The organism is Bacillus sp. FSL W8-0920, from assembly GCF_038593215.1.
In the GTDB taxonomy this organism is placed as follows: Bacteria; Bacillota; Bacilli; order Bacillales; family Bacillaceae; genus Bacillus; species Bacillus pumilus.
In genome coordinates, this window is the sequence record NZ_CP151974.1 from 2,825,908 (window position 1) to 2,849,918 (window position 24,011).

The 24,011-nt window shown below is 41.0% G+C and carries 26 protein-coding genes; 5 read left to right on the top strand and 21 right to left on the bottom strand.

The window, feature by feature from the left end; translation table 11 throughout:
* Nucleotides 1–26: 26 nt before the first annotated feature.
* The 9 genes from NSS78_RS14430 to NSS78_RS14470 form a co-directional block, all read right to left on the bottom strand.
* Nucleotides 27–1,484: a phage portal protein gene (locus NSS78_RS14430; protein WP_044140773.1), complete on the bottom strand. Its 1,458-nt coding sequence runs from the start codon at nt 1,482–1,484 to the stop codon at nt 27–29.
* Nucleotides 1,481–2,782 (bottom strand): PBSX family phage terminase large subunit, encoded by a 1,302-nt coding sequence (locus tag NSS78_RS14435; RefSeq protein WP_161802746.1) that lies wholly within the window; start codon nt 2,780–2,782, stop codon nt 1,481–1,483. Before NSS78_RS14435 ends, NSS78_RS14430 begins: the two co-directional genes overlap by 4 nt.
* Before the next feature lie 8 nt (nt 2,783–2,790).
* Complete coding sequence (gene terS, locus NSS78_RS14440) at nt 2,791–3,435, bottom strand: phage terminase small subunit (RefSeq protein ID WP_003213198.1); 645 nt, start codon at nt 3,433–3,435, stop codon at nt 2,791–2,793.
* Between the two features lie 152 nt (nt 3,436–3,587).
* Nucleotides 3,588–4,106, bottom strand: a complete 519-nt coding sequence (locus NSS78_RS14445; RefSeq protein ID WP_226803951.1) for a sigma-70 family RNA polymerase sigma factor — start codon at nt 4,104–4,106, stop codon at nt 3,588–3,590.
* 128 nt (nt 4,107–4,234) lie between these two features.
* The gene (locus tag NSS78_RS14450) at nt 4,235–4,441 is read right to left on the bottom strand and encodes an XtrA/YqaO family protein (RefSeq protein ID WP_012011053.1); all 207 of its coding nucleotides are present in this window, start codon (nt 4,439–4,441) and stop codon (nt 4,235–4,237) included.
* Nucleotides 4,438–4,839: a holliday junction resolvase gene (locus NSS78_RS14455; RefSeq protein WP_309215894.1), complete on the bottom strand. Its 402-nt coding sequence runs from the start codon at nt 4,837–4,839 to the stop codon at nt 4,438–4,440. Before NSS78_RS14455 ends, NSS78_RS14450 begins: the two co-directional genes overlap by 4 nt.
* A gap of 50 nt (nt 4,840–4,889) precedes the next feature.
* On the bottom strand, nt 4,890–5,132 hold the full coding sequence (locus NSS78_RS14460) for a hypothetical protein (protein ID WP_342468149.1): 243 nt from the start codon (nt 5,130–5,132) through the stop codon (nt 4,890–4,892).
* Nucleotides 5,110–5,262, bottom strand: a complete 153-nt coding sequence (locus NSS78_RS14465; protein WP_310425878.1) for a hypothetical protein — start codon at nt 5,260–5,262, stop codon at nt 5,110–5,112. Before NSS78_RS14465 ends, NSS78_RS14460 begins: the two co-directional genes overlap by 23 nt.
* Nucleotides 5,259–5,522, bottom strand: coding sequence for a helix-turn-helix transcriptional regulator (locus tag NSS78_RS14470; protein WP_106029241.1), 264 nt, complete (start codon nt 5,520–5,522; stop codon nt 5,259–5,261). The genes NSS78_RS14465 and NSS78_RS14470 overlap by 4 nt, the downstream gene beginning before the upstream one ends.
* Nucleotides 5,523–5,680: 158 nt before the next feature.
* Between NSS78_RS14470 and NSS78_RS14475 the strand changes: the two genes are divergently transcribed.
* The 3 genes from NSS78_RS14475 to bioB all read left to right on the top strand — a co-directional run bounded on the left by NSS78_RS14475 (nt 5,681) and on the right by bioB (nt 7,764).
* Nucleotides 5,681–6,058, top strand: a complete 378-nt coding sequence (locus NSS78_RS14475; RefSeq protein WP_003213241.1) for a helix-turn-helix transcriptional regulator — start codon at nt 5,681–5,683, stop codon at nt 6,056–6,058.
* A gap of 197 nt (nt 6,059–6,255) precedes the next feature.
* A complete protein-coding gene (locus NSS78_RS14480; RefSeq protein WP_003213146.1) occupies nt 6,256–6,606 on the top strand; it encodes a hypothetical protein in 351 nt (116 codons plus the stop codon).
* Between the two features lie 162 nt (nt 6,607–6,768).
* Complete coding sequence (gene bioB / locus NSS78_RS14485; RefSeq protein ID WP_309215895.1) at nt 6,769–7,764, top strand: biotin synthase BioB; 996 nt, start codon at nt 6,769–6,771, stop codon at nt 7,762–7,764.
* A 41-nt stretch (nt 7,765–7,805) separates the two neighbouring features.
* Here bioB and NSS78_RS14490 read toward each other — a convergent pair whose 3' ends face one another.
* The 4 genes from NSS78_RS14490 to NSS78_RS14505 form a co-directional block, all read right to left on the bottom strand.
* The gene (locus NSS78_RS14490; RefSeq protein WP_003212767.1) at nt 7,806–8,279 is read right to left on the bottom strand and encodes a hypothetical protein; all 474 of its coding nucleotides are present in this window, start codon (nt 8,277–8,279) and stop codon (nt 7,806–7,808) included.
* A 170-nt stretch (nt 8,280–8,449) separates the two neighbouring features.
* Nucleotides 8,450–9,283, bottom strand: coding sequence for an undecaprenyl-diphosphate phosphatase (locus NSS78_RS14495; protein WP_050944681.1), 834 nt, complete (start codon nt 9,281–9,283; stop codon nt 8,450–8,452).
* A gap of 125 nt (nt 9,284–9,408) precedes the next feature.
* Nucleotides 9,409–10,551, bottom strand: coding sequence for an AI-2E family transporter (locus NSS78_RS14500; protein ID WP_050944018.1), 1,143 nt, complete (start codon nt 10,549–10,551; stop codon nt 9,409–9,411).
* Nucleotides 10,552–10,616: 65 nt separating this feature from the next.
* On the bottom strand, nt 10,617–11,009 hold the full coding sequence (locus NSS78_RS14505; protein ID WP_050944019.1) for a DoxX family protein: 393 nt from the start codon (nt 11,007–11,009) through the stop codon (nt 10,617–10,619).
* Between the two features lie 200 nt (nt 11,010–11,209).
* On the opposite strand from NSS78_RS14505, the gene NSS78_RS14510 reads away from it, so the two are divergent.
* Nucleotides 11,210–12,193: a Gfo/Idh/MocA family oxidoreductase gene (locus NSS78_RS14510; protein WP_003213546.1), complete on the top strand. Its 984-nt coding sequence runs from the start codon at nt 11,210–11,212 to the stop codon at nt 12,191–12,193.
* Between the two features lie 78 nt (nt 12,194–12,271).
* Here the strand turns inward: NSS78_RS14510 and NSS78_RS14515 are convergent, their stop codons facing one another.
* From NSS78_RS14515 to NSS78_RS14535, 5 genes are all read right to left on the bottom strand, one after another.
* Nucleotides 12,272–12,796 (bottom strand): type 1 glutamine amidotransferase domain-containing protein, encoded by a 525-nt coding sequence (locus NSS78_RS14515; protein ID WP_309215898.1) that lies wholly within the window; start codon nt 12,794–12,796, stop codon nt 12,272–12,274.
* Between the two features lie 90 nt (nt 12,797–12,886).
* Entirely contained in the window at nt 12,887–14,875 is a 1,989-nt protein-coding gene (locus NSS78_RS14520; RefSeq protein ID WP_212045475.1) for a methyl-accepting chemotaxis protein, read from the bottom strand.
* Between the two features lie 165 nt (nt 14,876–15,040).
* Nucleotides 15,041–17,017 (bottom strand): methyl-accepting chemotaxis protein, encoded by a 1,977-nt coding sequence (locus tag NSS78_RS14525; RefSeq protein ID WP_212045476.1) that lies wholly within the window; start codon nt 17,015–17,017, stop codon nt 15,041–15,043.
* A gap of 176 nt (nt 17,018–17,193) precedes the next feature.
* Nucleotides 17,194–19,185: a methyl-accepting chemotaxis protein gene (locus NSS78_RS14530; RefSeq protein WP_050944024.1), complete on the bottom strand. Its 1,992-nt coding sequence runs from the start codon at nt 19,183–19,185 to the stop codon at nt 17,194–17,196.
* Between the two features lie 126 nt (nt 19,186–19,311).
* On the bottom strand, nt 19,312–21,303 hold the full coding sequence (locus NSS78_RS14535) for a methyl-accepting chemotaxis protein (protein ID WP_212045477.1): 1,992 nt from the start codon (nt 21,301–21,303) through the stop codon (nt 19,312–19,314).
* A 156-nt stretch (nt 21,304–21,459) separates the two neighbouring features.
* Here NSS78_RS14535 and NSS78_RS14540 point away from each other — a divergent pair, with 156 nt between their 5' ends.
* Entirely contained in the window at nt 21,460–22,200 is a 741-nt protein-coding gene (locus NSS78_RS14540) for a protein-glutamine gamma-glutamyltransferase (RefSeq protein WP_044140789.1), read from the top strand.
* Nucleotides 22,201–22,221: 21 nt separating this feature from the next.
* Here the strand turns inward: NSS78_RS14540 and NSS78_RS14545 are convergent, their stop codons facing one another.
* Genes NSS78_RS14545 through NSS78_RS14555 form a run of 3 tightly spaced genes read right to left on the bottom strand, consistent with a single transcriptional unit; the run spans nt 22,222 to nt 23,944 of the window.
* Nucleotides 22,222–22,470 (bottom strand): hypothetical protein, encoded by a 249-nt coding sequence (locus NSS78_RS14545; RefSeq protein WP_095117870.1) that lies wholly within the window; start codon nt 22,468–22,470, stop codon nt 22,222–22,224.
* A gap of 24 nt (nt 22,471–22,494) precedes the next feature.
* Complete coding sequence (locus tag NSS78_RS14550; protein WP_212045478.1) at nt 22,495–23,526, bottom strand: nitronate monooxygenase; 1,032 nt, start codon at nt 23,524–23,526, stop codon at nt 22,495–22,497.
* Between the two features lie 16 nt (nt 23,527–23,542).
* Entirely contained in the window at nt 23,543–23,944 is a 402-nt protein-coding gene (locus NSS78_RS14555) for a secondary thiamine-phosphate synthase enzyme YjbQ (RefSeq protein ID WP_212045479.1), read from the bottom strand.
* Nucleotides 23,945–24,011 lie beyond the last annotated feature (67 nt).

Genomic DNA, 24,011 nt, shown 5'->3' on the forward strand with positions numbered 1-24,011 from the left:
TTTCAAAAAAGCGCACCCGCTTCTGTTTATTTCGTCAGCTGGTCCGGCTCTGGTTGAGGCTTTTCTTCAGCTGATTTCATGCGGCTTTCTAAAGGGCGGTGATACAGTTCCTCAGGCCATTCCTCTAGCGTTTTTCCGAGGATTCTTCCTGCTAAATCGCGCAAATCGTTAGGTGACACTGCCCCCGCCTGAATAAATGGTGTCAGTACTTTGGCAATCTCTAATGGATCTCTAAAATCAGGACCATTTAATAGAAAACGGACATGCCAAATTTCAAGATCCGGCAGGAAAAGAGTATTGAGTTTTCCTGTGATGAGATGCCTTTCCGGCTGAAATACTTGCTCTTCTGTTGTTTTACGCGCTGTATCTGCTGTCGCTTTGTTATAGTCTTGAGACTCACCTGTGTAAATTGGCGGAAGGCGAAACGCAGAGCGGATTTTGTTTCTTGTTTTTTCATCGTATTCTAAAAAAAGCGCATCTTCTTGCAGGATCTCGGCTAGAGATTTGAAGTTTACTTTGACATTTGAGACATCTTCTTCTCCCGTTAGCCCTTTTTCTGTCGGCAGACCTTCAACTTCAAGCAATAGAAATTTATGTGCATGATCAGATCCTTCAATATCGTCCATATAATCTTGAAGCTGCTGATAAGAGGATTCTGACAGCATCCCATTTTCGACAATGATGGCACCTGGTACATGCCGTCCTTGTTTAAAATAAAGATAGTTCAGCTCCTCTGCCTTGCGTGCTCCGTACATATTGACGATGTTGCCAATCCAGCGGGGAATCCCATACGTTCCGCTGCCAATTTTAAAATGAATTACTTCTGTTGCGCGAAGCGGCTCTGGTGTGGTGTCATCGTACTTGCCTGTTTCACAGTGCAAAATGCGCGGATCACCATACTCCTTGAAGAAAACTTTCTTTTCGTTGATCACCTGCACATATTTGCGGAATCGTTTCTTTCGATTCATTGTTCTTAATTCGCCATTTTCTGTGTAACTGAATTCAACGTCGACTGGCTCACTAAGCTTGCAAATGCGGATATGGAGCGCATCTAAATACTCGATTCCGGCCGGCTTTCCTTGTCCATCTCTCAGCACCTCTAAAAAGCCATTGCCCGTTTTCTCTCGGTCTTCGAGGACATAGCCAAGAATCACATCAGCGGACTCATCATAGTTCATGTACTTCGTAAACTCTTCAAGTCTTGTCCATTCCTTTTCTGCGGCTTTCTTTTTCGCCGGTTTTACACCTTCTGCATTAAAGTCAAAGGCATATTCCACCCCAAACCCAAAACCCAAAATATTCGTTTTGTACGCATCAATACATTGCTGAAGAATGGTTGAATATTCTGCCATGCTTTTTAATTCATTGATGTTGTAAGGCGGGGGAACAATGTCATCTTTTTCATAGGAAAATTCATCTGCATACATTTGTTTTGTATGATCAGACATGTTTGCCTTCATAATCGTTGCTTTCAATTGTTTCATTGTATGGACCTCCTCTCTCTGTTTGGACGGACACGCTCTGAGGCGGTCTGTTTCAAATCCGTCACTTCATAATCATCCAGCGCATACCAGATCGCTGATAATGTGTGCGGATCGATTTGAAATGCATCTTCCTCTAAACGTCCATCCTTATCTGCCTTATAGGTCAGTGATTGAAGTTCATAGATTGTGTACGGACAAGCATCAGAGCAAATGATTTTTTTAAACCGTTTGATCTTTTTCGTATACTGCAAACGAGAGCCTTGGAACTTATGTGCTGCCACCATTTGAAATCCACGCTGCCGAAAATAGTGAATGGTTTTAGGCTCGGCTGCATCGGCTTTGATGAGTTCCTTTGATTCAATGAACTCTTTTAGGTCAACAGCTGTTTCATCATCTGTTTTCCCGCGGTCGTAATATTCCCAGTAAATATATAAGTACTTTTTTTCATGGTCGACGGCTAATCGAATGAGCGCATTGTATGATTCAACAAATCCAAAATCCATGCCTGCTCGTTTTAGCGGCCGGTCAATCTGCTGAATGGCTTCTAATACATCAGAATGGCTTCTCACCTCAAATTGAGGAAAAACCTTTGTGCCGTTGATGCCGAAATAGCCCTTCCTCGCAATTCGATAGAGGTCTGGGTCGTATTCTTTCAGCTCATCCAGCTGCTCCACATAGCTTTTAGGGAGAAATAGGTTATCTTCCGCTGTGGAGTGATGATAGTACGTATCCTTGATCACAACGGTGCGTTTTTTGTATAAGGTTTCGTCATCTAGGACAAATCGCTTCAACTGTTCATCTCGAAAGAAATGTCTGTACGTCCAATTATCTTGACCAACAGGATTGGTCGATAACATCATATAAAGCGGTAAGGACGGGTGCCTCAGCCTTCCAAGCAGCTCTTTAAAGCCTTCATAAGAAACCTCTGAACACTCCTCAATCCAAATCATCGAGATGTTGTTAATCGATTTCAATTTCTCAGGCTTGTCCAGCCCTTTGAATAAGATGCTGCTGCCATTTCGAAACGTCAAGGCAAGCGGCGAACTGCGGCACTTCACCACATGATCGATGCCAAGATCGCTTACGATCTCTTGTAAGAGAGAAAATGTTGATTCGCGGTGCGTATCATATACTTCTCGAATGACAAGTGCTGTCCGTTTTTCTTCCAGCAGCTTTAAAATGAGTTTTAACGCAATGTGATAGCTTTTCGAGGAGCCGTAGCCGCCTACTAAAAATTGAAACTTTTGATTCCAATCGAATAGAAAGTGTTCAAAGTGAGGATTGACTTCTTTTTCAATCAATGGCGTCATGAGTTATCCTCTTTTCGCTTGATCATGATGTGAAGATCTTCCTCTTTTTCTTCGCGCACTGCTTTTTTTGTTTTTTCGATGGTCAGTTCAATTTGCTTTAGCCTTAATCTTCGTTCATCCTTCGCATGTGCAAGCTCTTCAAACTGTTTAATGAGACGCCTGAGCTCTCCCATTGCACGGGATTGGGCATTTAAAAAGGTGGCATGCCGATCCCATGAAAATTGAAACGAATATTCTTCTGTGCTGATTTCTTGTTCTGGCTGAATGCCTTCTACTGTTTCTTCTAATGAAGAAGGCATGTATGCTGCCTTTTTCAGCTCTTTGATCATGTCATCTTGATCTGACACATACATGATTCGCTGCGCCCGAATAATGGCAGCATATTGAATTTGAATTTGATCCCAGATTAAATCAAGCGATGTACGCCCGCCCATTTTCTCCATGATTTCAATTGTTTCATCTGAAAGAAACTGATTGAAGATCGAGTGTGCCTGCTTTGACGAACCTTTTTGCCTTTGCCATCCGTATCGTCTTTTCCAAGATTTCACGGTATGGATCGAGACATTGTAATGATCAGCAATTTGCTGGTACGTCATCCCTTTCATATAATCTTGCTTGGCTTCTATCCGTTTATCTTTCATTTACATTCACCTGCCGCCTCCTTTTAATTCGAACGATTTCCTGTGAAGGAATCATTTGTGTAGGGCTAGCAAACATCCGTTTGGTCTTTCTAACTCTAGGTGGCAACTGTAAGACAAGTGTTGCTCCATTTATTTTGTAAAAGAAAAAACGCCTATTCAGCTACTTCGAATAGGCGTTCTTGTACTTTTTTGGCCATCTTTGTCCGAGCTCTCTCCATATGTTTTTGGACAGTTCCTTTCTTCACATCCAGCATGATCGCAATCTCGCTAAACGATAATCCTTGCGTTGTGTGCATGAAAAATACGTCCTTTTCTCGGTCCGTTAAAACGGACAAGGCTTCATCAATTCGTTTCTTGTCCCGCTCACTGAATTCTTTTTCATTTTCTTGGATGATTGTATATTCATGTGATAAAGCCTCTAACACTTCTGGATTTGCTAGAATGGTGCGCTGATAGACTGAACGTCTGTCTAATCCTCTGCGTGCGCCTGGCTCTCTTCCAATTTGAAGCCACTCTACTACGTATTCGAGATCGCTCACCATACTGGCGATCATTTTTTTATCATGCTTGTCTTGAACGGACAGCTGATGTTCGTCTTTTTCTTTAAATGGTTCATATTGTTTTCTAGCATCCTTTAATGCTCGTTTGTATTCAATGAGTAAATCTTGCATATTGGCTCTCTCCCTTTTTTAAGAAAATAAAAAACGGACACCAATCAGTCCCCTTTTCATAGGGTCTTGATCAGTGTCCGCAGGCTTTCCGTCTTGGACGTATGATGTTGTGTGATCTGTTCAGTGATCTAGCTGATTTTAAAACCAATCTCGTGATCTACTCTTGCAAAATGACCTTTTGCCGTTTGGATAATGGTTTTTCCATGTTCAGGTACATCTATCTGATAAGCTGTTCCTACATTCCCATCTAACACGATGACTTGAATTTTTCCTGTTTCCATCTCACCGACAAATGTCTGGTTTTCTTGAATGAATAATTGTTTTGGCTCGTTCATATGCTTGTCTCCTTAATTGGTGAGGACTTCGTGCCATCACCTATCGTATTTAAAATGATTTCAATTCTTGGACGCATACTATAAAACTGGGAAACTCTTAAATCAACGATCTGTAGAGGGGCCCTATCCGCAATAGAATGAAGTGCTTCTTGAATATGGTGTAGTCGTGGCTGAAAGATGCTGACGTTCACTGGGCGTATCAAACCTTTCTCTGCGTGTGTACGCTTGATTTGACAATCAGCTATGTCAAGCGGCATGTCGTCAAATAAACGAATCTCGAGTGATAGTGCGTCTTTTATTTTCTGCGGGCATTGCGCTTTTGCAGCTGCTCGTATTCTTTTTATCAATGTATCTTTTGTGAACAATAACTCTGTCTCAATGATGAAATGGATGACCATGTTATGATCTCCCGTCATCCTTTTCCCACTGACGAATGTCTTGTTCGTTTTTACTCGCTTTGAGCAAGCATTTGAGGATTTCCATGATTTTCTTCCATCGTTTCATGTCGTCTTGCTTCCTCCTTTTTTGCTTCAGCGAGCTTTTCCGCCAAGAGGGTCATGTATGTTTGCTTGTCTTCTGATGTGGAAAAAACAAACACCGGTTTCTGGTGATGAAAGGTCATCCAGCCGCCGGCTTGAACTAAACAGAGCTGCGCTTCCATTCTCGCATCAAACGTCATCTGATGTTTCATCTTCTTCAAATCCCTCCAGACTCTCTTCAATCTCGACTTGATACCCATAACGTGTCATGTCATATGACCAATAGCTTTTTGGATATCCAAAGTCATTCATCTGCGCTACCAATGGATGTTCAATATTCATTTTGTTCGTCTCCCCTTTTCAAAGAAGTGCTCTTCCTTTAAAGAATTACTCATTTCGTGTAACTTTTGGTCAAAAAAAAGCTCTTGAACACCCCTATTCAGCAAATCTGCAATATGCTTTGCTATTTCTAAGCTGGGCTTCGTTCTGCCCATTTCTATATTTGCATAGCCGCTCGTATACTTATACCCTAATTTTTTCGCCATATAGGTTTGTGTTTTTCCTTGTAAAATGCGTTCTTCTCGTAAATTTTCAAGTTTCATCTTTTCACCTCTTACTCAATATGTGTAAGTTATATTCATTATGATAATATACACAAAACGAGTAAGTCAATCATTTTTTATTCTTTTTGTGTAATTATTTATCTTTTCCGTGTAATACATGATAAAATTTACTCATAACATGAAAAAAGGTGTTTCCAATGGATAATTTGACTGGGAAGATTTTAACTGAATTAAGAGAGAAGCATGGATGGAGCAAGTCAACGGTTGCTAAAAAACTCGGATTAAAGGCGATGTCCACTTATGCAAATTGGGAATATGGCTTGAGAAAGCCCGACGGTGAAATGATTGTGAAAATCGCCGAGTTATACGGGGTTTCAACGGACTATCTTCTCACAGGTAAGGACAAAGGCGGAACTGATGCCGACCTTGCAGACGATCCTGATTTGCAAATTGCGTTTAAGGCTGCCTCCGATTTTTCCGAAGAAGCACGAAGACAAACCATCGATTTTATTCACTACATTAAAGAAAAAGAGAAGCAAAAAGGCCGTCAGCCAAAACAGCGAGACGACGATTGAGCATCTCTTTTCATAAAGCTTTACATTGCTGGGATACGCCCAGCTTTTTTTATGCCTCTTTTTCCCCTAAAAAAGACAAGGCTCATGAATAATATGTGACAATTTTCACCATAAATACTCTTTTTTCCACATATTTTAATTGACATATAATACTATTATTATTAATATATGTATATACCAAAAAAAGGAGTGTTACGATGAAAAAATTAATGAAAGCTTGTACATTGTCTTTAGCTGCTTTAGGTGCTCTTACGTTCTTCCAAACTGAAGGTGCACATGCAGCTGCACAGCCAAAAGAACCAGTTATAGCAAAAGCTCCTATTATGAATAAAGTGATTACAGTGAACCGTACGCTTACTGTAGGTTCTTCAATCGCCGTCTCTCTTCCAGCAAGTCAAATTTCTGTGTCAGGCGCAACATATGCCATTCAATTAGATCAAACAGCTCCGAACTTCACTTGGATTCGTGCCGTACAACGTGGTTCTGTCACAGTTTCTTACTATAATTCACTAGGCGAGCTTGTGATTAACTATATTACTGTTCGATAAGCTATAAGGCTTTACATATAAAAAGGCGATGACTTCATGATCATCGCCTTTTTGTGTGTCTTCAAGTATTTTTGTAGACTTCATTTATCCAATGCTTGCCAACGACTATCCATTATGTTAACTTTTAATAAAAATAAGTTAACATAATGAGAGGAGCTTATGATGATAAAACACATATCTTTGTCTTGGGAAGCGATAGCAGAGAAAGCGCTGAAAAATGAACGGATCACGCTGCAAGAAGGTTTAGATATTCTTGAAGCTGACGATAGAGAATTATTATCTATCATGCATGCAGCCTATCAAGTACGATTTCATTTTTTTCAAAATAAGGTGAAATTAAATATGATTCTTAACGCAAAAAGCGGTTATTGTCCTGAAAACTGTGGTTATTGTTCACAGTCGATCATTTCTAAAGCATCGGTTGAACGATATACAATGCTTGATCAAAAAACGATTGTGGCTGGCGCGCGTGAGGCGCTCAAGAGAAAAGCGGGGACTTATTGTATTGTCGCGAGCGGCAGAGCACCTTCTCACAGAGAATTAGATGAGGTGACGGCAGCAGTAAAAGAGATCACAGAGACCATGCCTTTGAAGGTGTGTGCATGTCTTGGGTTATTAAATGAAGACAAAGCGAAGCGGCTGAAGGAAGCAGGGGTTCATCGGTACAATCACAATATCAATACACATCAAGATCATCATATTCACATTACGACAACTCATACATATCATGACCGCTTGTCGACCCTTGAGGAGGTCAAACAGTCGGGCATGTCACCTTGCTCAGGGGTTATCATTGGAATGGGTGAAACCAACCAGCAAATTGTTGAAATGGCTTTTGCGCTCAGAGCCATTGATGCGGATTCCATTCCAGTCAACTTTCTTCATGCAATTGAGGGAACACCACTTGAGCATCAAGAACGAACACATCCGGTCAAAGCATTGAAAGTGTTGGCACTCATGAGGTTTGTCAATCCAACCAAGGAAATTCGAGTATCTGGAGGCAGAGAGTTCAATTTACGGACGCTTCAGCCGCTTGCCCTTTATGCGGCAAATTCCATTTTCGTAGGCGATTATTTAACAACAAAAGGTCAGCAAGTCCAAATGGATCATCACATCATTGAAGATTTAGGTTTTGACATAGAAGAATGTGCGTTATAAAAAAAGTCTGCCGGTGAATCGGCAGACTTTTAACAATAAGATTAGAATCTTTTATGGAAGTCGACAGTGCCGCTTCCTTCCTCACGGTCAAAGCTGCCGACAAATGTCCAGTTAATATAGCCGCCGTCACCATTATTGACGAACGTCCCATCTTCAAATACCCAAATACCAAACGTAATACCATCATATTCAACACTATCATAGTAAACCACATTGTTCAGTCCGCTAAAGTCATGGTCTTGGCTTAAGTTTTGGACAACGACGTTATAGTTTTGACCTGCTTCATAGAAGGCGCTGTACGCCGCATTTTTAACGAATCCATCACGATTTTGAGATGATTTTACTGCTTGTTCAATTTTATCGGCAATGGCTACTGGATCAATAGAGACACTTCCATCAACACCTGTTGTCGTTGCAGCTTCAGCCGTTTGACCAAAAGTCGTAAGAGATAGAGGGGCAGCAACCATTGACGTAGCGATCACAGAACTAACAAAGAATTTGCTTGTTTTTCTCATTATTTCTAACTCCTCCTTTAATTGGTATGTTTATGTACTACCCCTTCTCCAGTCTCTTAAACACTAATTTATGAAAATACTTCTTTTTCTACCAAATAAGAGGGTGATTTTACTGTTTAAAATAGTTGAAACAACAAAAAACTACTCTTTAATAAGAGTAGTTTTCAGCATTACATGAATAGGATAAATAAAATCACACCTAGGATTATTCGATATATTGCAAAAGGCACCAGTTTGATTTTATTGATCAGTTTTAGGAAGAATCGAACAACGAAGAGAGCCACAACAAATGCACTCACAAAGCCGACGATAAAGAATGGCAGCATGTCTGTTGTTAAATATTCGGCATTTTTCACCAGTGTTAACAAGCTTGCCCCCGCCATAATCGGCATCGCCATGATAAATGTAAAGTCAGCTGCCGCACGGTGATTCAAACCAAGAATAACCCCGCCTGCGATCGTCGAACCTGAGCGCGAGAAGCCTGGCCATAACGCCAAACATTGAAACAGTCCGATATAAAGCGCCTGTTTATACGTCATGTTATCGACAGAGCTTGTTTCTGTTTTACGTTTATTGATCCAGTCAGCGACAAGCATCAGCACTGCGCCTAAAATCAAACCGACAGCAACTGTTCTCACGTCAAACAAGTATTTATCAATATAATCTTCAAATAAGAATCCTAAAATGACGGCTGGGACGAGTCCTACTGCAATTTGAGCAATGGTCAGTTTATGCCCGCTGCGCTTTTGTTCTTCAGTGATATTTTTCTTTAAGCCTAACAAGTTCAAAATTCGATCCTTGAACACAATCATGACAGCTAAAATAGAGCCTAACTGAATCACGACTTTAAATGTGTTTGCCGCCTCTGGCGTAATGATTTCCTTTGATTTTAACCATAGATCATCGACAATGATCATGTGACCTGTAGACGAGACAGGTGCATACTCTGTTAATCCTTCGACAATTCCTAAAACCAGTGCCACGAATAAATCCCATAGATTCATGATTTTCTTTCCTTTCAATTCTGATCTTTTGAACAGGCAACCATCTATGTCCACATAAAGACAAGCTTCCTATTTCGAAAGCTCGTCTTTATGATACTATATTTTTTTCAAAAAAGATTATGACATCAAACCTTTTCTTCTTTATACAAATTGGATCGCATTTTAAACCAATCAAATAAGTGAGTCGTGATGACTTTCAGCACGGCGTACGTCGGAATAGCGACAATGATGCCGACCACGCTGAACAGTTTACCGGCTGTTAAAAGAACAAAAATGATGGTGATTGGATGGATGTGAAGATTTTTCCCCATGACCTGTGGAGAAATGAATTTCCCTTCAATCAGCTGGACAACCGTCCAAACAATGATCAATTTTAACAGCATAATTGGTGACGTGACAAGGGCAATCACAATCGCTGGTGTAATGGCAATCGTTGGACCAAGGTAAGGCACGATACTTGTACAAGCAGCAATGATGGCCAGCAGTAAGGCATAGTCTAACCCGATAATCATGTATCCAATTAAGAGAAGAAAACCGATACAGAAGCTGACAATGATCTGGCCGAGAATATAAGAGCTCAGGCGATGGTTCATTTCGTGAAGCACGATATGTGTATGTTCTCTAAACTTATTCGGAATAAATTTCAGGAAATAGTCAGGCAATTTTTTGCCGTCTTTTAATAAATAAAACAGAATGAACGGAACGGTCACGATTGAAATGATGACTTCAGTAAGCGCCCCTAGGAATGTCCCCACTCCGGTAAAGGTACTTTCCAAAATTTTCGTCGCTTGACTTGACGCTTTGCTCACCAATTCAGAAACGTTAAAATTCATCGCTTTTTGCGCTTGATTAATGAAGTTGCTTCCCGTTAGTTGTCTAATCTGATCTTCTACCGTATCAACATATTTCGGAAGGTTATGAAACAGACTCATCATTTGCGCTTGTAAAAACGGAATAATAGACACAATCGTCACTGTAATAATGCCAATAATGACAATATATAAAAGCAAAATCGAAAAGATCCGTTTGACTCTAAACTTCTCTAACAAATTGACAATTGGATTTAATAAATAATACACGACCCCCGTTAAAATAATCGGTAAGGCGATGGTTTTGACGAGTACAATGAGCGGTGTGAAAATAAAGGATGTTTTCATGAAAACAAGGATATTCAATCCAATTAATAGCAGGACGAGTAAAAAGAGAACAAACTTGTTATCAAGAAAAAATTTTCTAAATCGACTGCTCCACATTTGCATAGAATTCATATCGTTCCTCCAAACTCGGGCTATTTTATGAATAAATTGTACACTACCTGATCATGATATGGTGGTCATTGTTTCAGCTTTTTTTCCCATTTCGCAATGGACATCACCCATACAATCAGAATGGGCTGTCCTATCAGTCTTATCCATAGCAAAGACTGCTCTGTGCTTTCTTGACCCGGAAATGGAATTCCCTCTCGTGCAGCAAATAAGTTTGCAGGGAAAATGAGGACAAGATAGACAGCAATGATTTTTGCTGCTGCGATCCTGACATTTGGCAAAAGCAGCAAGACAGCCAGCAGCCATTCTAGGCATGCCGTCGCATAGACCATACCATATGGAAATGGCCAGCCTGGCATCATACGGGCAAAGCCACTCGGCTCTATCACATGAAAAATACCGGCTGCTATGAATAAAAGCGCAAAGACGTATGTACTTCCTATATGCAGGACGCGCTTCATGGTCGTTTCCTCCTCTCCCTTCTATCAGAGTATTACCCGAATGAAGGAAGAAACTACCCACTTCTCGTACATTTATATCCTTTATGTAAGACGCATCAGCCTATATAAAGGTTTCATCCGCTTTTCAATAAAAAGAATGTTCTTTCATACAAACGCTTTCAAAGGATGTATAATCAGAGAAAGTAGAAGGAGGGAACGACATGATTCGATTTGCTGTCATCGGAACGAACTGGATTACAGATCGATTCTTACAGGCCGGTGAAGGAGTAGCTGATTTTACATGTACAGCCGTCTATTCACGGTCCGCTGAAAAAGGCCAGGCATTTGCCGAAAAATACGGTATTGATACAGTTTTTACGAACTTACATCAAATGGCGGAAAGTGATGCGTTTGATGCCGTGTATATTGCGAGTCCAAATGCCCTTCATAAAGAGCAGGCCATGTTGATGATGGAGCACCAAAAGCACGTATTATGCGAAAAACCATTTGCCTCTCACCGAAAAGAAGTAGAAGAAATGATTGCTGCAGCGAAGAAACATCAAGTGTGTTTGATGGAAGCGATGAAAACGACATTTCTGCCCAACTTCCTTCAAATCAAACAGCACCTTGATCAGCTTGGACCCATTCGGCAAGTGGTCGCTCATTACTGTAAATATTCCTCAAGATACGATGCCTACCGAAATGGCGAGATTCCAAATGCTTTTAAGCCTGAATTATCCAATGGTTCTTTAATGGATATCGGTGTGTATCTCGTCTACCCGGCGCTCTATTTATTTGGTCTGCCGAATCAAATCACCGCGAGAGGCTATAAGCTTTCTTCTGGTGTAGATGGGAGCGGCTCTGTCCTTATGCAATATGACGGGCATCAAGCACTTCTTTTTCATTCTAAAATTTCAACGTCTCATTTATCTGCGGAAATTCAAGGAGAGGATGCGACGATGGTGATTGATCAATTCCACCGTCCTTCGCATATCACGATCCATGATCGGCAAGGACACCATACCGACATCTCTCTCGAAGATGATCAGCCAGCCATGTATTATGAAATCTGTCATTTTATTGAGTGTATTCAGCAAGGAATGAGGCAGTCTCCGGTCAATACATTTGCCTTATCTGTTCAAACCATGTCCGTCATGGACGAGGCGAGAAAACAAATGGGCGTGAGGTTTCCTGCCGATAGATAAAATGAATGGGCATGAAATGATGAACAAAGGGCGAACATGATGTGCAAATTCGCCCTTTTTTTATTTTGGATCAATAGTTTATGTTGCCGCTAACACATCCGCAAATGCTTTCACATAGGGAGGAAGATCCGGTGGACGTCTGCTCGAGACGAGGTGACCATCTGTGACGACTGCTTCATCAAACCAGTCTGCTCCAGCATTTGTCATATCATCTTTAATACCAGGTGTGCTCGTTACTTTTTTGCCTTGCAGGATGCCTGCTGAAATGAGCACCCAGCCAGCATGGCAAATTTGTCCGATTGGTTTCGCCTTTTCATCAAACGTACGGACAATGTTTAACACTTCTGGATAACGGCGCAGTTTATCTGGTGCCCATCCTCCAGGGACAAGCACAGCATCATATTCTTCCGCTTGAATGGAATAAAAATCCGCATCAGATACAGCCGGCACACCATACTTCCCAGTGTACTCATGATTTGCTTTTTCTCCTACAAGATGCACAGCTGCCCCTTCTTCTCGTAAACGCAGAACCGGATACCATAGCTCTAAATCTTCAAAATCATCACTGACAAACGCAATGACCTTCTTATTTGATAAACGCATAACATCTCTCCTATTCTTTCAATTTCCTCTATTGTACGAGATGACCGCTTAAAAAGAAAAGCGGTTCCCCTTGAGGAGAACCACTTGATCTTATTCACTGATCTTGAATTTTTTAATTAAATCACGTAATTCTTCCGCCATTTGGGAAAGAGTCGTAGAGGAAGAACTAATCTCTTCCATAGAAGCAAGCTGCTCTTCAGCAGATGCAGCGATATCTTGGATGCTTGCTGAACTCTCTCGTGATACATCTGCAATTTCATTCACTGCTTTAGAAATTTGCTCAGATCCTTTTGAAAGCTCGCGTACTGTTGTATTCATTTCATTCATTCTTGTAGCGATTTCCGCTGTTTGCTGATTAATTTGTGAGAAGCTTTCTTTCGTTTGATCTGTAATGGAAAGACCATTCTTCACTTCTTCATTCACTGATTTGAACATATTTTGAGATGTTTCGATTTCAGATACAATTTCTTTCACAAGCTTTTCAATCTCTTTTGCTGAATCTGATGATTGAACTGCAAGTTTACGTACTTCCTCTGCGACAACAGAGAAGCCTCTGCCTGACTCACCTGCACGTGCTGCTTCAATAGCTGCATTGAGTGCAAGTAAATTCGTTTGATCCGCAATGCCGTTAATCACGCCTAGGATGTTTGTGATGTCTTTTGATTTATGCTCTAGCCCGTTGATCACCCCTTCAGCTTCTTTCACTGAATGGTCGATCGTCTTCATTTGGCCAACGGTTTGCTCCACAAGCTGTCCGCCTGATTCCGCGACTGTTCTTGATTGAATAGATGATGCTGCGATGACATCAGATGTTTCTGCGACCTCGTTCAGACCTTCATTCATTTGTTTTAAATGAGCCGCACTTTGCTCCACCATTTCGCTTTGATTTTCGTTGCCGTTTGAGAATGTTTCAATAGATGATGTAATATGTTCGGTTGCTTTTGTTGTTTGACCTGCGCTTGCTGTCAGTTCTTCAGATGAAGAAGCCACGTTTTCTACAGATGTTTGTACAGCTTGGATGACATCTCTTAATGATTCACTCATTTCATTAAAGCTTGTGCCTAGCTGTCCAATTTCATCTTTTGACCGGACATCAATTTTTTCTGTTAAATCTCCCTCACTGATTTTCTTTGAAGAAGAGACAAGTATAGATAGTGGTTTTGTAATGGAACGGATGATCAAGAAGATCAGAATCCCGCCAATGATGAGCGCGCCAGCTAAAATGATAGCGGCCATGTTAAAGACTGGCTGTGCAGCTTCTTCTACTTCTGTCACAAACATCGTACCGACAATTTTCCAGCCAGTCGCTTTGTTTGTGGTGAATTCCATTTGCTTTTCTTTTCCTTCAAACATATAACTCATAGAACCTTCATCTTGTGAATAAAGCTTTTCTAGCCATTCACCAGATAATTTTGTTCCCGCTTTTTTCGTAGGATGGGCAACAAAGGTACGATCCGGACTTCCGATAAAGGCATAGCCTTGTTTCCCAATGTTTATGCTATTTGATTCTTTTACTAGATTCGCAATGTCTAGGTTCATTGCAATGACTCCTGATCCGTCTTCTAACTTTTTAGAGATGGTGACCACAAGCGTACCTGTGGAAGCTGTTGGATACGGTGCTGAAACAGACAGCTCTCCGTTTTTCTCCCAGCCGTCTTTATACCAATCCCGCTCCGTTGCGACATAGTCAGCAGGCATTTTTTTATTAGGATATCTTGAAAACACTTTGCCATCACTTGAAGCGACAAAAATGCCTTCTGTGTCATCATTCATACTCATGAACTGCTCAAACCGTCCTTGAATAGCTGTCGTGCCTTTTTGCTTAAGCTTTTTCTCCGTGATCCATTTGCTAAAGAAATCGGCTGCGTCTGTTTTCACTTTCACAACCTTCGTAATATTTTTATCTAGCTGCTCGACGTTCTCCTTTGCACTTTGCATGATTTGATCATTCAAAGAAGTACTCGCCGTATGATATGAAGAGAATGCCAACACAATGATTGGGCATAAGAGAATAAATAAGAAAGAGAATACGAGCTTTTTTGAAATAGATGGCTTCCTGAAATACTGTATGAATTTCATAAAAAAGAAAACTCCTTTTCGTAAGATAGTATATATATCGGAAGTACTACTATGTTCTTTACTTTTTTAACTTATTAAAGTCTAAATAAGACCAAAATACCCAAATTATATGTATTGAATGGAAAAAACACCTGACGCCAAAACGTCAGGTGCTTCCCTATATTCTTATATTTTAAATTGTTTAATGAGCTCTCTTAGCTCTTCTGCCATCTGAGATAACGTAGCAGAGGAGGAACTGATCTCTTCCATAGATGCCAGCTGTTCTTCTGCGGATGCTGCGATATCTTGGAAGCCTGCGGAGCTTTCTCGTGAAAGCTCTTTAATTTGATTCACCGCATGTGAAATATCATTTGAGCCATGCGAGAGTTCTTTAGCCGTTCCGTTCATTTGTTTCATTTGTTCTGTCATTTCTGATGTTTTATCGGTAATTTTTTCAAAGCTGATTTTCGTTTCATCTGTAATGTCTAATCCAGATTGTACTTCACCTGCTACTTGTTTAAACATGTTCTGTGATTTTTTAATTTCCTCTACAATCTCGTTCGTCAAGCTTTCAATTTCCTTTGAAGAGCTTCCGGATTGCTCTGCCAGCTTACGAACTTCTTCTGCAACAACAGAGAAACCTCTGCCTGCTTCTCCTGCCCGAGCGGCTTCTATCGCAGCATTTAAAGCTAGGAGATTGGTCTGGTCGGCAATGCCGTTAATGACACCCAGAATGTTCGTAATATCTTTTGATTTCTGCTCTAAGCCTTGAATCACAAGCTCTGCTTCTTTCACTGCCTGCTCGATGGTTTGCATTTGCCCTGCTGTTTTTTGAACAAGTTCTCCACCGGCCTGAGCCGTTTTGCTCGAATCAATCGACGATTCCATCATATGAGAGGTCGTATCGACCATATGGGATAAGCTGCGATCCATTTCGTTCAACTGGACTGAGCTTTTTTCGATCATATCATTTTGATGTTCATTGCTGTTTGAGAACTGTTCAATAGATGATGTGATATGCTCAGTCGCTTGAGCGGTCTGTCCCGCACTTGCTGTTAATTCTTCAGAAGAGGCGGCCACATTTTCGATGGAATTTTGAACAGCTTGAATGACTTGTTTCAGCTTAGCTGACATCTCGTTAAAGCTCTGCGCAAGCTTGCCGATTTCATCGTGCGTACGAACTTCAATGTGCTGGGTCAGATCACCCTGACTGATTTTCTCAGCCGATTCAGAGAGCGCTATCAGTGGCTTTCGGATCGATTTAATAATAAAATAAATCGCGATTCCGCCTATGGCAATCGCAACTGCCAGTATGATCATTGTTAAGTCGAGCACTGGCTGTGCAGCTTCTTTGACTTCGTCCACATACATGGTTCCAGCAAGCTTCCAGCCTGTTGCTTCATTTGTGTCAAAGAACATTTGCTTCGGCTGTCCATTGTATTCATATTTGAAACTGCCTTGTTTTTTAGCATACAATTTCGTGATGAAATCACCTGTCAATTTCGCCCCAGGCTTGTCTGTTTTATGGGCAATATAATGCTGATCTGAAGTCGCGACAAACGCATAGCCTTCTTTGCCTATTTTGATGCTGTTTGTATCTTTCACGATCGTGTTCAAGCGCACATTGATTCCAATCACACCAGAACCATCTGCTAGCTGTTCTGATATTCTGATGAGCAGGTCATCTGATGACTTGTCGGCAAAAGGATCTGAAATGATGAGTTTCTCATCTCTCATCGATTGTTGAAACCACGGTTCGTTTTTTGCACTCGCTTCACTCCCTTTATGAATCTCGGAATATTCGGTTAGTTTACCATTTTGATCTGCAATGAATACTTCCACAACATCTTCGTCTGTTTCCGATAATTGCTTTAATTTCACCTTGAGTAAATCCTTATTTTTAGAAGTCAATTCACTCTTTTTCACCGATTTCGATAAATAAGAAACGATATCAATTTTAGGCTGTACATCTTTATTAATGAGTTCGTTTAATTGCTGAACACCATTTGCAGCACTAGACATAATCTCATTATTGAGAGACTTTGATGCCACTTCATAAGAAAATGCTGCCAATACGAGAATTGGCACTAGGAGAATCGCTAAGAATGCAGTAATTAATTTCTTGGACATTGTAAAATGCTTAAAAAAGTTGATTTTTTTCATGACTCTACTCCTTTTGAATTATGATTTGTGGTATTTCCCTTCTATTCTTAGGTAATATGAATTATTTTTCAAGGGGTAATGTTCGAAATCTAATTAAAATGAGTAAATTTACCTATTTCTTTTGATTTATTTGATTGAAAAAGAGCCCTTTAACTGAAGGGCTCTTTTCATTTTGTCTATTCGACTTTAAATTTGCTGATCAAATCACGCAATTCTTCTGCCATTGATGAAAGCGTAGCAGAGGAGGAGCTGATTTCTTCCATAGATGCGAGCTGTTCTTCCGCTGAAGCCGCAATGTCTTGAATGTTTGCGGAGCTTTCACGTGAGACGTCTGCAATCTCACGGACAGCCTCTGACACATGTGCAGAGCCATTTGAAAGCTGGACAACTGTTTGATTCATGGTTTGAAGCTGGTCAGAAATTTCTTTTGTCATTTCGAAAATATTGTGGAAGCTGACTCTTGTTTGTTCAGTGAAGCTTAGGCCTGATTGAACTTCTCGATTCACTGCAGTGAATACTTCCTGTGATACATCGATGTCTTGAACGATTTCTTTAATCAAATTCTCGATTTCTTTCGCCGAATTGGCTGATTGAACAGCCAGTTTTCTTACTTCTTCTGCTACAACGGAGAAGCCTCTGCCAGATTCCCCAGCTCTTGCTGCCTCAATTGCTGCATTTAGCGCAAGTAGATTCGTTTGGTCGGCGATACCATTGATGACACCTAGAATTTGTGTAATGTCTTTTGATTTACTTTCAAGAGCGCTGATGACATTCTCTGCTTTTTTCACGGACTGATCAATGACATTCATTTGAGAAGCGGTTTTTTCGACAAGCTGTCCGCCTTCCCCTGCGATATCTGTTGATTTGATCGATGAAGCAGTAATGGATTCAGCCGACTCATTCATGTGCTGAAGGCCACGGTTCATTTCATCTAACTCTTCTGAGCTGGATTCGACTTTGTCATTTTGACTTTCATTTCCATTGGAAAATTGTTCAATGGCTAGTGTAATATGCTCTGTTGCTTTACTTGTTTGCCCTGCGCTGGCGGTCAGTTCTTCTGATGAAGAAGCGACATTTTCGACTGAGGTTTGGACGGCACCAATGAGGGTTCTTAATGAGTCAATCATTGTATTAAAGCCTTTCCCAACTTGGCCAATTTCGTCATCTGATTGGATCTGAAGCTTATCGCGCAAATCACCTTCGCTGACTTTTTTCGAGAAACGGGCAAGGTTGGATAATCTTTTAGATATAGAGCGGACGATAAAGAAGATGAGGGTACCTGCTACGATAAGTGTCACACTGAACACAATAAGGGCTGTATTGAAAACGGGCTTTGCTGCATCTTCTACTTCTGATACGAGCATCGTTCCACCGATTTTCCAGCCGGTTAATTCGTTGGTCACATACGCAACCTTTTTATCTATTCCTTTGAGTGTGTAGCTGCCGTTTCCTTCTTTGTTTTGATAAATAATATTTGCTAGATTCTCATTGACCTGACTTCCTGGCTTTTGGGTCGGATCTGCTAAAACTGTTTTATCTTTCTCCATGATGAAGGCATAGCCTTTTTGCCCAATTTTGATTTCTTTTAACTTTTGAATCAGGGTGTCAATTTCCATATCAAGTCCAATAACACCTGACCCATCTTTCATTTTTTGAGTAATCGTGATGACCATTTTGCCTGTGGAGGCTGCTACGTATGGTTTTGTGATGACTTGTTTACCGTTCTCTGCATTGAGCGCTTCTTGATACCATGGACGCTCTCTTGGATCGTAGCCATCAGGCATCTTTTGAACTGGATATTGCATAAACAATCCCTTTTCGGAGCCTGCATAGATAGCAGAAACATCTTTTTCATTAATTTTTCCAAATTGCTGCAATTCTTTGATGGTCGCATTTCTATTTTTTTCTTGAAGATTAGACGCTTTGAGTGAGTCTGTAAACAGAGCCACAGCATCTGCTTTGTTTCCTATATTCTCATTGATTAAAGTATCAAATGCATTGACTTGACTCATCGCACTGCCCATAATCTGTTTGTCTAGCTCTGTCTTTGATGTAAAAAACGCACTAATTGTCAGTGCAGTGGTTGGCAGGATAAGGACTACCAAAAAGGCAATAATTAATTTTTTTGAAATGGATGGTTTTTTTAACCATTGAATCATTTTCCCCATTTTCTCTTTCCCCCTTTACTTCTCTAAAGTTATTATCGGATGAAAGGTTTATTTTTACAGGCTGAAAACGATGTTTAAAATATAAAAAAAATACCCAGACAATTCTGGGTATTTTTTCATCATTATTTAATCAATTTTAAATTGACTTGTGAGCTCTTTTAGTTCCTCTGCCATGTTAGAAAGTGTCACTGAAGAAGATGATATTTCTTCCATAGAGGCCAGTTGCTCTTCAGCAGAAGCCGCAATGTCCTGAATGTTTGCAGCACTTTCTCTAGAGACTTGACGCATCTCCTGCATAGCTTGTGAAACTAGCTTCGAACCGCTCGATAGATCAATGGCTGTATCGTTTAATTGCGTCAGTTTTTTCGACATTCCTTCTGCCGCCTCATAAATGTTCTGGAAGCTTTCTTTTGCTTCTTCTGTCATACCAAGTCCTGCATGTACTTCTCGATTGACCGTTTTGAACATATCTTGAGATTTAGCAATTTCTAACACAATTTCTTGAATGAGCTTTTCTATTTCTTTCGCTGAGTCTGCCGATTGGACAGCTAATTTTCTCACTTCTTCTGCCACGACAGAGAAGCCGCGTCCTGATTCGCCTGCTCTTGCTGCTTCGATGGCTGCATTTAACGCAAGAAGATTCGTTTGATCTGCAATGCCGTTAATGACATTTAAAATGCTCGTAATATCTTTAGACTTATATTCTAATTGCTTCATGACTTGTTCTGCTTCTTGTACAGATGTATCAATATGTTTCATTTGGCTCGCTGTGCTTTCAACTATTCGGCCGCCTTGACCAGCTGCCTCTGTCGATTGAAGTGAGACAGTAGCCACTTCTGATGACGTTTGTGACATGCCTTGTAATCCTTCATTCATTGCCACAAGCTGATTCGTACTAGATTCGACTTTCTCGTTTTGTGCTTCATTTCCATTTGAAAATTGTTCAATCGACATCGTGATATGCTCAGTTGCTTGACTTGTTTGGCTGGCACTTGCCGTCAGCTCCTCGGAAGCGGAAGCCACATTGTCGACAGATTGCTGTACCGCTCGAATGACGTCACGAAGGGATTCACTCATTTTGCTAAAGCTTCTTGTGAGATCTCCAATTTCATCCTTCGATTTGGTTTCAAGGGTTTCGGTTAAATCACCATCACTCACCTTTTCTGAGAAATCAACAAGCTTTCGAAGTCCAATTGTGATGGAGCGAACGATAAAGAAGATCGCAATACCGCCAAGGATAAAAGAAGAAATTAAAAGAATAATGGCAGAATTCCAAACTGGCTGTGCTGCTTCTTCTGTTTCTGATACAAACATCGTTCCAGCAATTTTCCAACCTGTTAAATCATTTGTCACAAAAACGAGGCGTTTTTGTTCTCCTTTATTCTCATAAGTTGATGTTCCTTCTTTTCCGCTGTAAAGGATAGATGAAATATTTTCAGTAACCTTAGATCCTGATTTTTCTTCTAGATGGGCCACAATTTGCTTGTTTTTATTCGCAATAATTGGGTATCCTTCTCGTCCAATTTTAATCTCTTTTATTTTATCGACAATGTCTTGCACATCAATGTCGATTCCGATCACTCCCGCCCCGTCCTTCAGGCGCTGGGCAATCGTGACAACCATGCCGTTTGTTGTGGCAGAAATGTATGGATTGGTGACAACTGGATTACCACTATCATCCTGCATAGCCAGTTGATACCAATCGCGCGTTGTTGGATCATAGCCTTTTGGCATATCTACTTTAGGAAACTGAATGAAGTCACGCTTTTTACTTGCTGCATAAAACCCAACCACATCATCTTCATTGATTTTGCTGTATATCTCAAAATGCTCATACAGCTTGTCCTGGTTGTTCTTTTTAAAGTCTGCAGCAGTAGCTGTTTCAGTAAAGAGTTTTACTGCGTTTTCCTTATTCATCAGCTTTTGCTGGATCATGTCATTCAGTTCATTGACTCTTGCTTTTGCTCCGTACATGATTTCATGATCTAATTCTTCTTTGGCAATCTGATATGAAATCGTACTGAGTGTAATAATTGGCAAGACAAGGACGAGAGTGAATGAAATAATCAGTCTCTTAGAAATCGATGGTTTTTTCAACCATTTTATTGCATTTTTCATGTTTTTCCTCCTTTTAAACGATATGTTATATATCGGACAGCTTCATATTATTTTCATGTTTTTCAAATAAAAAGGATGCTTTTTTGTTTATTTACACAAATTGATTCCTTGCCCAAGCACCCTGCATACGCTAATACAAAAGGGGGCGCTTTTCATATGATTATCCTTTCAGGACAGCCAGTGACAAATGAGCAGCTGGCTTCATTTCAGCTAGAGGGACAAAAGCGGATCATTTTGATGCAGTTACAAGCCTCAAATGATACGTTCCGCTATAGGCAAGCATCTGATTTGTTATTTGAGGTTACATTGAGATCGAACATTATGAATGCTGCAAGAGATTTGCATAAAAGTGGTGCCTCATTTGCCATCTTTCAAAGGTCTCGTGCAAATGACGCCTTTTGGCGCGTATCTGAAGCAGGAGCACTAGAGCTGCGCTATCAAGTCGAACCATCTAGAGGCATTAAAGACATTTTTGAAAATGGCTCACAATATGCATTTGAATGTGCCACCGCCATTGTCATCGTGTTTTATATGGGCGTCTTGCAAACGGTAGGAGACGAGAAGTTTAACCGAAGGCTTCGCAGTCTAACTCTGTATGACTGGCATTATGATACATTGTCGATTTATACAGAGCGCGGGAATGACTTTATCTATGGGGATTGCTTATATTTCGAGAATCCAGAATTTAGCTATCAGCAGTCACAGTGGCGTGGGGAAAATGTGATTTACTTAGGAGAAGATCAATATTACGGACATGGACTTGGGATTTTAACAGCGGCAGAAATTATCGACAAATTGAATAAGAGAAGGCGGCCAGGTGCTGTTCAATCTGCTTATCTATTGCCGCAGACCACCCGGATGGATGTGATTTATCTCAGGCAAATGTTCGGCAGCTAAAAAAAGCCTCTTGTCTAGTGGTTATGACAAGGGGCTTTTATATGCCTTGCGCTTTCGATAATCTTGCAGCGTGCCAAGCATCGTGTTCGCAAGGATCTCCATTTTTTCTAAGTCTTTACTTGTGACCGGCGGATCGTGCCGGCTCCATTTTACATAACGAACAAAATAGTAATGACGAATGGGCGTAAGAACGGCAGGAGAGTGCGGAAATTCATCAAACCAAAATTCAATTTGTCCTTTTTTTCGGTATGAATGTTTTAAGATGTCCACCCTTTCACACCACCCAACATGATTTTATATGTGCGTCAGTTCATACATGATCTCCTCAACGGTTAAAATCGAGTGAATACGGCCAACGCCCTGTCCTGCCCAAAGAGCCATTTGATCAGGGTTTCCCGCCGCCGCAGCTGCTTTTCGCATCGGTGTCGTCCATACATGCTGAACCGGATAAGGAAGAACCCTATCTTCATTCTGTCTTTCTTCCTCCATCCACTGATTCACAATACCTCTTGCTCTTTTTCCAGAAAAAAGCTTCGTGATCTTTGTTTCACTGCTTGCTGCCTGTAAAATCGCCTTTTTGTATATGTCTGCCGCAGCACTTTCCTGACTGGCTAAAAATCGTGTGCCGATTTGCACCGCATCCGCTCCAAGTGCTAGAGCGGCTTCCACACCTGCTCGATCTGTAATCCCGCCTGCGGCGATCAATGGCACATGACAGAGCGGCTTGACGTCAGAGATCAGGCTAAAGAGTCCCATCAGGGCATCTCCTTTTGCAGGTAAAAAGGTACCTCGGTGACCCCCTGCTTCACTTCCTTGCAGAACAATGGCATCCATCCCTTTTTCCTCTAAAAGCAGTGCTTCCTCTTTTGTTGTGGCGGTTCCAATTAAAAAGATCCCCTTTTGTTTTAAGCGATGTATCGTTTGTTCGTTTGGACAAGCGAAGGTAAAGGAAACGACCGGTACGTCCTCATCCAAAAGAATGTTGATTTTCTGTTCAAAATCATTCCACAATTCCTCTTCGCTCGGCAGTCTATCGGCTACTGGTCGTGCTGGCAGTCTCTTCTCCCAAAATGCCACATCCTCTTTTTTGACTTCAGGAATTGGCTCTGGTACAAATACATTGACCTGAAACAGGCGAGTTGTCAGTTGTTTGACCTGTCTGATCTGCTGCCTCAAATGGTCAGGCTGCACATATCCACTTGCCAAACTGCCAAGTCCTCCGCATTGCGAAACAGCGGCTGCCAGCTGAGGTGTCACGGCACCTCCTGCCATTGGCGCTTGAATAATACCATATTTGATTTGCAGTAATTTCGTGATATCCCCCATTTATTTCCCCCATCTCTTACTCGTTTGATGATACCTGTATATAAAAATGGCGATGTCTCGGCCCGTCAAACTCACAGAAATAAATTCCCTGCCATGTGCCAAGGACAGGATCACCATGATTAATGAGAATATGCTGCGTAGCACCCATAAAGCTCGCTTTCATATGTGCGGCTGTATTTCCTTCCATATGGCGGTCCTTCGGATGTTCCCACGGAAAGACTTCGTCAAGCCGGCGGAGCATATCTCGTTTCACATCTGGGTCCGCATTTTCATTAATGGTCATCCCTGCTGTCGTATGAGGACAGTAGACAATGACGGTTCCGTTTTGAATACCTGTTTCCTTGATATATTGATGGACCTCATTCGTCACGTCGATCATCTCATCGCGTCTATTTGTTTGTACATTAATTTTTTTCATATGAGCGGCTCCTTTTTGTCATTTCTATCAAACCATACCCTTTTTATGTGAAGTCAATCACTGTTTA